General features: G+C 49.0%; 14 protein-coding genes. 1 reads left to right on the top strand and 13 read right to left on the bottom strand.

What is annotated here, in order from left to right; genetic code table 11:
* Positions 1 to 37: 37 nt before the first annotated feature.
* The 6 genes from EI981_RS03620 to EI981_RS03595 all read right to left on the bottom strand — a co-directional run bounded on the left by EI981_RS03620 (position 38) and on the right by EI981_RS03595 (position 5,562).
* Positions 38 to 742, bottom strand: a complete 705-nt coding sequence (locus tag EI981_RS03620) for an ABC transporter ATP-binding protein (protein ID WP_126995536.1) — start codon at positions 740 to 742, stop codon at positions 38 to 40.
* Positions 743 to 910: 168 nt separating this feature from the next.
* A complete protein-coding gene (locus tag EI981_RS03615) occupies positions 911 to 1,294 on the bottom strand; it encodes a RidA family protein (protein WP_126995534.1) in 384 nt (127 codons plus the stop codon).
* A 96-nt stretch (positions 1,295 to 1,390) separates the two neighbouring features.
* A complete protein-coding gene (nhaC, locus tag EI981_RS03610) occupies positions 1,391 to 2,872 on the bottom strand; it encodes a Na+/H+ antiporter NhaC (RefSeq protein ID WP_126995532.1) in 1,482 nt (493 codons plus the stop codon).
* Between the two features lie 31 nt (positions 2,873 to 2,903).
* Positions 2,904 to 4,082 (bottom strand): MalY/PatB family protein, encoded by a 1,179-nt coding sequence (locus tag EI981_RS03605; protein WP_126995530.1) that lies wholly within the window; start codon positions 4,080 to 4,082, stop codon positions 2,904 to 2,906.
* A gap of 27 nt (positions 4,083 to 4,109) precedes the next feature.
* A complete protein-coding gene (locus EI981_RS03600; protein ID WP_127004310.1) occupies positions 4,110 to 4,790 on the bottom strand; it encodes a helix-turn-helix transcriptional regulator in 681 nt (226 codons plus the stop codon).
* Positions 4,791 to 4,974: 184 nt separating this feature from the next.
* Positions 4,975 to 5,562, bottom strand: a complete 588-nt coding sequence (locus EI981_RS03595) for an MFS transporter (RefSeq protein ID WP_126995528.1) — start codon at positions 5,560 to 5,562, stop codon at positions 4,975 to 4,977.
* A 144-nt stretch (positions 5,563 to 5,706) separates the two neighbouring features.
* Here EI981_RS03595 and EI981_RS03590 point away from each other — a divergent pair, with 144 nt between their 5' ends.
* On the top strand, positions 5,707 to 6,174 hold the full coding sequence (locus tag EI981_RS03590) for a MarR family winged helix-turn-helix transcriptional regulator (RefSeq protein WP_068779623.1): 468 nt from the start codon (positions 5,707 to 5,709) through the stop codon (positions 6,172 to 6,174).
* A 69-nt stretch (positions 6,175 to 6,243) separates the two neighbouring features.
* Here the strand turns inward: EI981_RS03590 and EI981_RS29185 are convergent, their stop codons facing one another.
* From EI981_RS29185 to EI981_RS03560, 7 genes are all read right to left on the bottom strand, one after another.
* Positions 6,244 to 6,414, bottom strand: coding sequence for a hypothetical protein (locus tag EI981_RS29185; RefSeq protein WP_193556431.1), 171 nt, complete (start codon positions 6,412 to 6,414; stop codon positions 6,244 to 6,246).
* A gap of 19 nt (positions 6,415 to 6,433) precedes the next feature.
* Positions 6,434 to 6,778, bottom strand: coding sequence for a hypothetical protein (locus EI981_RS03585; protein ID WP_126995526.1), 345 nt, complete (start codon positions 6,776 to 6,778; stop codon positions 6,434 to 6,436).
* Between the two features lie 47 nt (positions 6,779 to 6,825).
* Positions 6,826 to 8,313: an MDR family MFS transporter gene (locus EI981_RS03580; RefSeq protein WP_126995524.1), complete on the bottom strand. Its 1,488-nt coding sequence runs from the start codon at positions 8,311 to 8,313 to the stop codon at positions 6,826 to 6,828.
* Between the two features lie 156 nt (positions 8,314 to 8,469).
* Entirely contained in the window at positions 8,470 to 10,020 is a 1,551-nt protein-coding gene (locus EI981_RS03575) for an ABC transporter ATP-binding protein (protein WP_126995522.1), read from the bottom strand.
* Entirely contained in the window at positions 10,017 to 10,631 is a 615-nt protein-coding gene (locus EI981_RS03570) for an ECF transporter S component (RefSeq protein ID WP_227011674.1), read from the bottom strand. Before EI981_RS03570 ends, EI981_RS03575 begins: the two co-directional genes overlap by 4 nt.
* A 67-nt stretch (positions 10,632 to 10,698) precedes the next feature.
* On the bottom strand, positions 10,699 to 11,466 hold the full coding sequence (locus EI981_RS03565) for an energy-coupling factor transporter transmembrane component T family protein (RefSeq protein ID WP_126995520.1): 768 nt from the start codon (positions 11,464 to 11,466) through the stop codon (positions 10,699 to 10,701).
* Positions 11,463 to 12,038, bottom strand: coding sequence for a GNAT family N-acetyltransferase (locus EI981_RS03560; protein ID WP_126995518.1), 576 nt, complete (start codon positions 12,036 to 12,038; stop codon positions 11,463 to 11,465). The genes EI981_RS03565 and EI981_RS03560 overlap by 4 nt, the downstream gene beginning before the upstream one ends.
* Positions 12,039 to 12,067: the final 29 nt, after the last annotated feature.

The following is a 12,067-nucleotide window of genomic DNA, read 5'->3' as shown; positions in this document are numbered from 1 at the left end:
CATCTCCTCAAATCAATCTTCTCCCAGTCACGGTATCTTAAGTCAAGGCATTGAAGCAATCGAACAGTGTTCCCTCTGGCAAGGAGGCCGCGCGGCGGATATCACCCAATTCCCCGCTCACCACGATCCTTCCGTTCGATAGAAGAACGAAGTCATCACATATTCGCTCAGCCGTATCAAGCACATGCGTACACATTAGCACGCCTGCACCGCGGCGCCGTTCTTCCTCAAGCAGCGCGAGGAAGTCCCTTGTAGCTCTGGGATCCAGCCCGACAAAGGGCTCGTCTACAATATAGATATCGGGACGAATCAGAAAACCGATCATCAGCATCATCTTCTGCCGCATGCCTTTGGAGAAGCCGTCTGGCAGATGATGTTTGACTTCAGTCATACGGAACCGTTCCAACAGCGCGTTTCCTTCTCTCTCCAACACCGTCTCGTCAACCCCATAGACCGCCGAGGCGAGACTTAGATGCTCCCAGAGCGTTAACGTCTCGTAGTAGACCGGCTGCTCCGGTATGTATGCATAATGGTTCCCTGCTTTCGTAAAGCTAATGGTTCCCTTCACTTCTGTGAGCAATCCCATAATAGCCTTAATCGTGGTGCTTTTGCCCGCCCCGTTGGGGCCGATCAAGCCCGTGAGCTGACCGGATTTGACCGCAAATTCGACTTGTTCAATCGTAGAATGATTACCGTCATATCCAGCCTCTTCAATATTTACCTCGAGCAAAGTATCCGCCACTATTGATCCCCACCCTGTTTAATAAAATTAAAGGTTGCCTGTTTTTATAGATTATACGCCCATAACCTTGCCTTCGTTTCATGGACTGCCAGCTTCTGAACCAGAACCCGCATTCATAACGCCAGAATAAAAGGCCTCCGGGATTCCAGAGGCCTTCTTCATTATATATTATTTTATGGCGATAACTTCGATTTCTACAAGTCCGTTCTTCGGCAGCTTAGCAACCTGTACGGCGCTCCGTGCCGGATACGGCTCCGTGAAGAATGTCGCGTAAACTTCATTTACTGCCTGAAAATCATTCATATCATGCAGGAATACGGTTGTCTTAATTACATGCTCCATACCATAGCCCGCCGCTTCCAGGATCGCCTTTACGTTGGACAAAGATTGTCTTGTCTGCTCCGCAGCGGTTGGCGGAAATTCACCGGCGGTATTCATGCCAAGCTGTCCTGAAGTGATCAGCAGGTTGCCGAATTGAACTGCTTGGGAATATGGTCCGATTGCACCTGGCGCCTCAGGGGTAGCGATTGTTTTTCTCTCTTGTTGTGTCATATGGGTTCTCTCCTTAATTAGCGCATGATTCTGCGCATTCTATATTAAATTTTACAAAATGATGCTCTATGCTGCCAAGTTTTTTTAAATGAGTTGTTATTTAACTGTATCGATCTCATCATATTCCTTCAGCATCTCGCGCTGCTGTTCAGGTGTCAGCTTGGCAATACCAAAGCCGGTGAAGCCCCAGATCACAGCGAAGATAATTCCTGTCCAACATAGCATTGCCCAAGGCAGATAGGAGAGCGTCGCAACGCCGAGCGTCCCCGCCATATAAGCACCAGCCGCTGTCCAAGGCAGAATAGGCTCAATAATGGATGCCGAATCCTCGATCGTCCGCCCCAGGTTTTTAGGGTGCAATCCGCGGCGGATATATGCTTCACGCAGCATTTCGCCAGGCATCAGGATCGATACTTGACCGTTACTGGTTACCCCGATCATCGTAATTCCGGTAGCGATCGAAGCCAGGATGAGCGAACCTGTGGAACGAACATGCTTGAGAATCTTGTTAACAATCAGTTCAAGCGACTTCGTTAACGAGATCGTTCCGGCAAAGGTAATGGCACAGAAGCAGATAAGCAGCGTTCCCATCATAGAGTTCATGCCTCCACGGTTGAGCAGCCGCGGAATATCCGGAATGACAACTGCCGCATCGAAGCCTTGAACCTTAATCATCGCGATGTCAAAGCCATTGATTACTGCACTGATAACATCATGCAGGGAGAAACCTTGGAAGATAAGTCCGTTCGCCATCGCCACAAGGGAGGAGATCAACATCACCGGAATCGTAGGCTTCTTGCGGATTGAACCGTACAATACGATCAATATCGGAAGTAGTAGCAATAAATTCCAATGGAACACGGTGCTTAACGTATCCATAATTGTAACGACCTTCTCTGGTATAGCGACCCCTGCTCCATGTGTATTTAACCCTGTAATTACATAGACAATCGCCGCCACGATAAATGAAGGAATCGTCGTATACAGGAGATGGCCGATGTGTTCGTACAAATTGACTCCCGTGGATAGTGCGGCCAGGTTGGTCGTATCCGACAATGGAGATAGCTTGTCACCGAAATATGCACCGGCTACGACGGCGCCGGCAACGGCCGCTAGATTCGCGTCAAGCCCAGCTCCTACACCCATAAAGGCGACCCCGATTGTACCTGCCGAACCCCAGGATGTGCCAGTACATAGAGATACGACAGAAGTTACGACGAACGCTGTAATCAACAAAAACTGCGGATTGATGATTTTGAGACCGTAATAGATCATCATCGGTATCGTTCCGCCGACCATCCAGGCTCCGATCATGAAGCCTACCGTAATCAGGATAAGAATTGCCGGCATCGTCTTGGCAATCTTCTGCGCGATCGAGCCCATAATATCGTCATAGCTATAGCCGAGCTTGATGGCAATAATTCCAGCAACCACGGTTGAAGCGATAATCAAAGGTTCAGGCGGTAGTTCGAATAGAATATAGCCTAGACTGAGCAGCAGAATCATAGTAATAATAGGGACTAGAGCTAGAAACAGAGTGGGTTGCTTGATTGTCTTTTCCTTGATGGGCTTAGCCATGATGTGTTCCCCCTACTGATGTAATAATTGATTATGACGAATGATGAAGAGGATAATTATTTGCCATTCGTTCGAAGGCTTCCTGAAGCAGCGCTCTTGGCGCGCCCAAATTTAGCCTTATAAATCCTTCTCCATCGGCTCCGAATGAGGTGCCGAAGCTGACACTAACCCTGCTTTGATTCTGAATCCATTCGATTAAATCGCTTTCATTTCTGCTATAAGCCGAACAGTCTACCCATAAGAGAAAAGTACCTTCCGCCTTAATGATCTTCAATTCAGGCATGTGCTCAGTGAAGAACGCTTCGGTATAAGCAATATTCTCCTTAATATATGAGCGAAGTTCATCAAGCCAATCATCGCACTCCGTATACGCGACCTCCAGGGCAGGTACGGCGAAGAAGGTCGGATTGTGAATGCCCGCCTGTCTTAATCCCTGGCGGAAGCGTTCCCGTATTTTTTCGTTGGGGATTACAATATTGGCGATCTCCAGGCTGGCCAGATTAAAGGTTTTGCCTGGTGAGGTACATATTATTGAGCGCTCCGCCACCTGCTGTGACAATTTGGCAATGATCGTATGCTCATGTTCTTCGTGTATGAAGTCGGCGTGAATATCATCTGATACGATAAGTGCGTCATAACGGATGCACAGCTCAGCGATCCGCTCCAGCTCTTGCTTCGTCCATACGCGTCCGGTCGGATTATGCGGCGAAACAAGCAGGACAATCTTGATTCCATCCTTCATCTGACGCTCCATATCATCGAAGTCGATCTCATATTTGCCGTCTCTGAGCAGCATCGGACTCTGCACAAGCTCTCTGTCATTAATTTCCACTGCATTGGCAATCGGTTGATAAGCCGGAGTATGCATCAGAATACGATCGCCCGGCTCCGAAAAACGCTCAATGATGATCGATACAGCTTGTACAATCCGTGGGCAGAACACGATCCAATCTTCCGGCACGCTCCAGTCATAGGCTCTCTCTAGCCAATGCTGAACCGCAGCATAGTAGGGAGGGCGCGGATCGGTGTATCCGTATATTCCATGACGCGCCATTGAAGCAACCTTGTCAACAACCTTGGGCGGTGCTTGTAGATCCATATCCGCGACAGAGAGAACGATTACATCTCTGCCCAGAGTGTCGGCCGCCCCATCCCATTTGGCGCTATTTGTGTCAAACCTGCTAGCGACTTGATCGAAGTTATAACTCATGATGATGCCACCCTCTTGTATATAATGTTATTTCAGCTTCTGAAGATAACGATAAACTGTAGGCTCCGATATCGATAATGCAACTGCTACCTGGGAGACGCCGCCCTTCAACAAGAAGACTCCAAGCTCATTCAGCTCGCGTACGATTTCAATCTTCTCCTGCGGCGACAAGCGGTCCGGCGGTATCGTAATTTTGCCAACTACGGATAAGATCATGTGCTGCAACAGATCATCCGCATTGCCTTGCAAATATTCTGTCGCCTGCTTCTCTTCCTTCGGCGCTTCATCCGCCGGGGGCGTTATATAGGGATTAGGCCCTCCCTGCAAAATATGCTGAACCCATTCGGCGGCTACTTCCATATGGGTAACATCGATATTCAAGCATAAAAGACCAACCAGTTCATTGCTGTCATTCTTAATAAAGTAGGTCGACGAGCGGAAGCTCTGTCCAAATTTGCCCGAGGCTTTATAGTTAGCGATAAATTGTTCCTCGTGATACGCTTCGGATTTAAGAATTTTCAATACGAGGTCGGTAGAAGCGTCCCCCACCTTGCGACCGCTGATGTATCCGTTCTCAATAAAGATAATAGAGTGCTCAGGATCGCTAATATCATGTACGACAACCTCGCATTTAGGTCCAATGATTGCCGCAATGAAGGAGGCCACCGGAAAGTACTTCTCTAAAAACCTCCGATTCTCGTTCTCCATCATATTATCTCCTTCCGTTCAGGACTTGCATATTTTTTATTAGGATGATAATTTATTATCTCGATAAGATCGTATCACATTAATAAACCGTTTTCAATACCTGATTCAAAACTCTCCTCATTAAGTAAAATAAGCCTATACCGTCAAGATTGGTGACAGTATAGGCAGGCTTCATTCATATCTCTTACTTCATTTCCTCCAACACAATGTTGTTCCTAGCCAGCACTTCCGTGCTTTGATCGACTCCATCCCGCTTCAATATTGCTGATTTGAATCCGAGCAGAACACAACCAATCAGAGCGACCAAGCTGCCGGATATGATAAAAGCAATCTGCGGACCGAACGTCGTGACCAGATAACCTCCTACAACCGGACCGATCAACGCTGCTGTTGAAGTCACGCTCGTCACCGTTCCGAACACTCTTCCAATCAGTGCCTCCGGGGTACGCTGCTGCAGCATGACCTGAAATGGAATGAACGCCATTCCTGCACCAAGCCCGGCAAGCACGAATAGAACCAGCATGACGATGATGCCGAATTGATTAAAGGTTCCGAATATTGCGAACGCTCCGGCAATAACGAATACAATACCCAGTAGCATCCCGCCAACTCCCATCTTCAGCAGGGGAGAAATGGAAAGCTTCGAGGAGAGTCCATTCAATCCCGCAGCCAGCAAGGTACCGACCCCGCTAAGCGCGATACACCATCCGCCTCCAGGATGAGATTGATCGCCAACTGAGGAAGGATTTTTGATCAGGTCCAGGGAGGACAACGAACGGGGCTAAGACACAATCTTTAAAAATAAATACCGAAAATTGTGATAAATTATATTTTTTTTAATATGGGCTTGATCTAAGATAGCATTATTCCAAACAATTTTTAGCTCATTAAATAATAGAACAAGGCGGGATGATAAATGTTGAAAACTGAGGAACGCGGGACCGATTTGTCACTGCATCTTTATCGCGTATTTTCGAAGTCCTTCAAGAGCGTCAACGAGCATGCCGTAACAGGAAGCAAAATTCAGGGCTTTAACCCTACTGCATTCGCTGTTATGGAAGTCCTCTATTACAAAGGCCCGCAACCGATCCAACAAATAGGTGCCAAACTGCTGCTCCAAAGCGGCAATGTTACTTATGTCATCGATAAACTGGAATCTGCCGGATATTTGCACCGGAGCCCTTGCCCGCGGGATCGTCGCGTAATTTTTGCCGAGTTGACTCCTTTGGGTAAAGAGCTGATGGATCGGTTGTACCCTGACTTCTCTGATCGAATCGACCATGCGCTAAGCGGTCTGAGCGAGGAAGAGAAACAGACCATGATTGAATTGTTGAAGAAAATGGGGCGTGAAGCGGAGAAATTAGCTCCTTTGGCACGTAAATAATTGTTCTTCATTTCACATATTCATCACAAAGAAGGCTGTCCGATTTAGGACAGCCTTCTTTGCCATACATTAATGCGACGGATCCATCTCCGTCTCTTTATGGTAGTTGTGTACATCCCGGTGGCGGCGATCATTCGCTTTTTGTTGCGTCTGCTGCGCACTGTGGCTGTTCACCGCTGATTGCTGCAAGTCATCAGCCACGTTGCCGAGATTTTTGTCTCGACCATTACCTTTAGCCATCTTACTTGCCTCGCTTTCCTCAAGATGGATTCGTGATCCGGTGCAGAGCTTGAGCACATTCGTGAAGATGGCGCACATAGTCGCCGGTCATCTCCTGAAGACGTTCATTCTGCTCATTCACCGTCTGTCCGTCCTTCTCTACATCGACCAGTTCCACCTTGACTTCCCGGGGATCCATATAAGAACAATAAAAATCGAAGGAATAGAACTGGTGGCCCGCCGCATTAATATGAACCCTAAACCCTTGAGGGTCACTCTCATCGGCGAGCACCTTGGCCGAATCCCCCGGATCCAGAAATTCCGGAAGCTGCTGTTGCCAGGCATGGACTAATGTATTCTGATCTACATTGAATTCCTCTAACATCCATAACACCTCCCCTTACCATATAAGGTGCGGAGAAGCGCGATGTTTTATTCCTCCTTAGCTTCCGGCGCCTGGTTGCGAAGTCCCAGGACGGAGAAGACGCCAATAACGGAGATAACGGCCATCACAATGAACAGAATATGCAGACTATCGCCCAATACATGCTTCAGTTCGCTCCATAATTGCTGCGGCAGAAGATGGACCTTCTCCGGCGAGAGCAAATTGTTAATATCCTCCTGCGTGACCTCTGCTCCCGTGGATGTACCTTTGGCCGTTCGTGCGGCAATTTGCAAATTGATCAATACGCCAAATACAGCAACGCCAATCGTCTGCCCGATCGATTTTACAAATGAATTCAGAGCGGTTGACGCTCCCCGCAGGCTGTAACCTACCGAGGACTGCGCGATGATTGTAAATACAGTAAAAGAAAAGCCGAAACCTATTCCATACAGTGCATTAAATATTAACATCATAAACATGGGTGATCCTTCGTGAACAAAGGCTAAACCGACGGCACCAGCAGCAATAATCAGCATACCGATTAACGAAGTGCTGCGTATTCCTCGGCTAATGATCCAACGGCTGCCCAGCACCGAACCGAGCATCCAGCCGATCGACATCGGCGCGAGCACAAGCCCGGAGATTGTAGCATTCTTGCCAAGCACGCCTTGTACATAGAGCGGCAGATAAGAAGTCAAGCCAATTAACAGAGCACTTCCGAGCACACTCGCGATGTTGGAGTAAGCAATATCCTTGATCTTAAACAGCTTGAGCGGAAGCAGCGGCTCCTCCACTTTTTGCTCCACAATAAAGAAAATGACAAGCGATATAACCGATACCGCAAAAATACCGAGCAAGAGCGGCGAGTTCCACTCCCATTGCTGTCCCCCGGTCGCCAGACCGAACAGCAGCGCAGTTACCCCAATGGTAAAGGTAATCGCTCCGGCATAGTCGATCTTCACATCCCGTCTCTTGACCTCTTCTTTGAAATAGCGAATGATCATAAATAAAGAGATCAGACCGAATGGCAGATTAAAATAAAAGATCCAGCGCCAATCCAGAGAATCTACGACATATCCTCCGAGCAGCGGACCAACGAGCGACGAGATGCCCCAGACCGAGCTGATCATCCCCTGAACCTTAGCACGCTCCTCTATAGAATAGATATCCCCGATGATGGTAAAGGTAACCGGAAGCAGACCACCAGCGCCGATCCCTTGAATCGCCCGGAAAATAATGAGTTGCTCCATGCCTGAAGCAAAGCCGGACAGCATCGATCCCGCCAGAAACAGAACCGATCCGATTATAAATACGAGCTTACGCCCATATAAATCACTGATTTTCCCAAAGATCGGGGTCGCTACCGACATCGTCAGCAAATAAGCGGTAAATACCCAGCTCAGCAGTTCCACACCACCAATATCTCCGACGATTCTCGGCCCTGCTGGACCGATGACTGTCCCTTCAATCGCAGCCAGAAATGTAGATAATAACAGCCCGGCTAATATATAATTGCGTTTTAATGTTGCGCTCACTCTTTTTCTTCCTCTCTCTCTGTCTAGACATGCATCATTAAATTATAAATGACCCCCTATTAAAAGAAAAGACGAACAAGCAGAATATATAGGCATAGCTTGCCTCATCTGCTTGTTCGTTGATTCATTCTTTTATTTGACCTATATCGATTTGCTCTAGTTACGAAATAATGAGTCTCCCGTCTTTAGACTTCCCTGGTTCATTCGCCAAATAGATGCCTTCTCCCCTGCGAACAATTCCGGCTCGTGGGTAATCATGACCAGTGCCGCTCCAAAGGCGACGGCCTCCCGGCACAGAGCGCCCAGCTTGGCCGCACCGTGTAAATCTATACCTGCTGTCGGCTCATCGAGAATATACAGCTTCTTAGGCACGATCATTGCTGCGGCTACACTTAGCAGCCGCTTCTCTCCCCCGCTAAGCATATAAGGGGATATATGCTCCCTGCCTTGAAGTCCTGCAATGGCAAGCAGCGCCTTGGCCTGCTCCAGCATCGGCTCCGGTGTCCGTTCGCGAGGACCGAGTCCTTGAACCGCGCGAGGACCGAAGAGAAGTTCTTCAAGCACCGTATTAGCCACGAACTGATGCTCTGGCTGTTGAAAGACATAACCGATATCCTGCGCAATCTCCGGTAAGGATAAGCGAGCGATATCCTGTTCCTGCCACCACACTTTCCCTTTTGGTGGATCAAGCAGGCCCATGAATAGGCGCGACAATGTCGTCTTGCCCGATCCGTTCTCACCGCATAAGAGCTTCCACTCCCCTGCGTTCAGAGACAGACTAATATTCTTCAAAACATTCCCCTTGTTCAGATCATAGGCATAGGACAGATCTTTGATCTCCAATAGTGGCTTAATGGAAGGGGCGATTGGGAAATGAACCTCAGCCTCAGCTTCAGCCTCTAGTGTTGACGAGGTATCTCCCCCAAGCCCAATCTGTATCCGATCAGGCAGGAGGCCCAGCTTGACTAGACTCATTCTCTTCTGCTCAAGCAAGTGCTCGCTCGGCCCATCCAGGATGATGTTCCCGTGCTCCAGCACGATCAGTCTTCCTGCCGCTGCTGCGAATTCATCGATCCTTCCGCTAAGGGTCACGATGGTACGGCCTTGCCCCTGCAGCTTGTCCAGCAGCAGGAGCAGACGTTCCTTCGCAGCAGCATCCAGACTTGCCGCAGGCTCATCAAGAACGAGAATGGGCGTCTCCATGGACAGCACGGCGGCGATGGCTGCACGTTGACGCTGGCCTCCAGATAAATTATGCACGTTAGCCATGCGATAATCGCTAAGATCAACCTCAGCCAGTGACTCCACAACCCTGCGTTCTATTTCAGATAGGTCACAACACATATTTTCCGGCCCGAAGGCGACTTCATCTTCTACGCGCCCTTGTACTAGCTGGGCATCCGGATCCTGGAATACGACACCGATTCGCTCGGCAACCTCACGTATTGCCCCTTCTTCCGCCGGATCTACTTCATTTACAGATAACTTTCCGCTGCGGAATCCTCCTCCAGTTCGGGGCAAATATCCGCAGAGCAACTGCGCCAAAGTAGACTTGCCGCTGCCGCTGTCTCCTGTTACATGTACCCATTCTCCAGGTTCCACAAGGAACGAAATCTCTCGCAGTACCGGCTTGGCATCCTCCGTATAGGCATAGGTGACATCACGCAGTTCAAGCGGGTAAGTCAATGCTTCTGCAGGAGAATTCATTGATTTGCTCTTCTTCCACTGCTAACAGCGAACCGTCGCAACAGACCGCTACGGTTCAGTACATCGCCCAGCAGCTTGGCCAGCATCCCACACATCACGATGCCGCTCAGAATACGAACTCCAAGGGCAATGAATAGCACGTCCGTTCCCCATGCCATATAGCCGAACATCCTAGCCGCGAAGAAGAACCAGATTGGAACCATAGCTCCCCCTGCCAGCATAAGTACAGGCAGATTCCATTTCTTATACCGAAACGCTGCGAATACGAGCTCGGCAATCACCATATAACATGCTGCAGCTACGAAGCAGGAAGCGATACCATATGCCGATCCCATGAAGGACTGAACGACCGCTCCAATACCATAGGTAATGACCGCCGTTCCCGGTTTGCGAATGATGTAATAAGCAAGCAGGCCATAAATCATATATAATCCTGTAATTGTAGACGTCGCTATCGGTCCTCCCAGTCCATTTAAGGCCTGGTTAAGCGGTGACAGGAAAGTCGTCATCACCCCGTTAGCTGCCGCCAACATCGCCATAAGTACAATTTCAATCGTTGTAAATGCTTTGAATACTCCATTACCTGAAGAATGATTCATTTGTTTCGTCATCCTCTCCTCCAATTGTTAACCAACAATTTAAATTTAGGTTAACAATTGGAGCGCGTCAAGTCTTTTTTTATATGAACCATAAACAAGCCGTCACTCCAACACTTACTACCATCAGAGCATATCCGGCAATCCCAATCTCTACTCCCCTAAGGAAACTGCGCACCGGATAAGCGCCGAAGCCCTTGGATTCCATTGAGCCAGCCGTCTGCTCCACACGTCTTATAGCCCCGGTAAATATGGCCGCAAGATTGCCACGCCACATCCGTAATCTCTCACCCACACCGCGCGGCCGCCTGCCAAATCGTAGTTGGCGCGCTTGCCTTGCCACCCGACTTTCCGCTTCAAGCAACGGCAGAAAAGTTAATGCCATTGATACGCCAAAGACGAACCGATAAGGTAGCTTCAAACGAGTAGTCAGAACGGTAACGAAATCCTTGGGATCTGTGGACTCGATATAAATGATTGAGGATAAGAACAGGCAGAACATGCGTAGTGTAATCGCCGCTGCATATTCAGTACCTCCGATTGTAATCTGTAGAGGCCCCCAGGCAACAAACGCTTCCCCCACTGGAGCCGCGATGCTGGTGATGATGAATAATGGCATACCAAAGACAGCGATAAATCTCAATCTACGCCCCAAGCGTGGCCAGCTCATTCCTACACCATAACGGGCCAACCCAAAGAACAAGACCAGCATGATCAGCAGCGGTATCGGCTTGTCCCAATGCATTGCCAGAAGCGCAGCACAGAACAGAGCGACCAGCTTGCTGAGCGGATCTATAGATTTCAGCCCGAAGCCTCGCCTGAGAGAATGGTCTACATGTAACTGGTTCACAAATATTTTCCTCCTGAGTCATAGTCTCTGCGTAACAGGGAATAGATCAACAGATCGACGAAGCCTTCTTCGGTTCGTTGGTACTCCCTGAGCAATCCCTCCTCATGGAAGGTAAAAGATTGCAAAATGCTACGAGAAGCACTGTTCCGTGGATCGACCAGAGCTTCAATACGATTCAGTCCCATCGTCATGAAGCCATAATTCAGCATTAAGCGGAACGCCTCTGTCATATAGCCCTGTCGCCAGTAAGCACGCCCTATATCATAGCCGATTTCTCCACGATAGGCCCCCGACAGCTCCCACGTATTGAAGCCGCAGCTTCCAATCAGCCTCTGCTCCTGGACCAGTTCGATTCCCCAGCGCATTGTGTCTTCCGTCTCGGACAATCCGTTGAGGAAATCGATCATCTCTGATGTCTCCTCCACGGATGTGAACACGGGGACATTCATATATTTAACGACCACCGGATCACTCCAATAGCGGAACAGATCAGCGGCATCCGCCTGCTCCATCCTTCTTAGCCGTATTCTCTCACCTTCCAGCACTGGAATCTTACCACCGCATTTGAACACAAGCCTCATCTCCTACCCTGCGCAATCAG

The sequence above is a fragment of the Paenibacillus lutimineralis genome (genome assembly GCF_003991425.1).
Lineage (GTDB): Bacteria > Bacillota > Bacilli > Paenibacillales > Paenibacillaceae > Fontibacillus > Fontibacillus lutimineralis.
This window is presented reverse-complemented; position numbering and strand designations above follow the sequence as displayed.

What these genes read in the sequence shown, in the direction of transcription:
- EI981_RS03615 (WP_126995534.1), bottom strand. Translation starts at nt 1,294, where the DNA reads ATGACACAACAAGAGAGAAAAACAATCGCTACCCCTGAGGCGCCAGGT.
- EI981_RS29185 (WP_193556431.1), bottom strand. Translation starts at nt 6,414, where the DNA reads ATGGCTAAAGGTAATGGTCGAGACAAAAATCTCGGCAACGTGGCTGAT.
- EI981_RS03585 (WP_126995526.1), bottom strand. Translation starts at nt 6,778, where the DNA reads ATGTTAGAGGAATTCAATGTAGATCAGAATACATTAGTCCATGCCTGG.
- nhaC (WP_126995532.1), bottom strand. Translation starts at nt 2,872, where the DNA reads ATGGCTAAGCCCATCAAGGAAAAGACAATCAAGCAACCCACTCTGTTT.
- EI981_RS03575 (WP_126995522.1), bottom strand. Translation starts at nt 10,020, where the DNA reads ATGAATTCTCCTGCAGAAGCATTGACTTACCCGCTTGAACTGCGTGAT.
- EI981_RS03570 (WP_227011674.1), bottom strand. Translation starts at nt 10,631, where the DNA reads ATGACGAAACAAATGAATCATTCTTCAGGTAATGGAGTATTCAAAGCA.
- EI981_RS03605 (WP_126995530.1), bottom strand. Translation starts at nt 4,082, where the DNA reads ATGAGTTATAACTTCGATCAAGTCGCTAGCAGGTTTGACACAAATAGC.
- EI981_RS03590 (WP_068779623.1), top strand. Translation starts at nt 5,707, where the DNA reads ATGTTGAAAACTGAGGAACGCGGGACCGATTTGTCACTGCATCTTTAT.
- EI981_RS03600 (WP_127004310.1), bottom strand. Translation starts at nt 4,790, where the DNA reads ATGGAGAACGAGAATCGGAGGTTTTTAGAGAAGTACTTTCCGGTGGCC.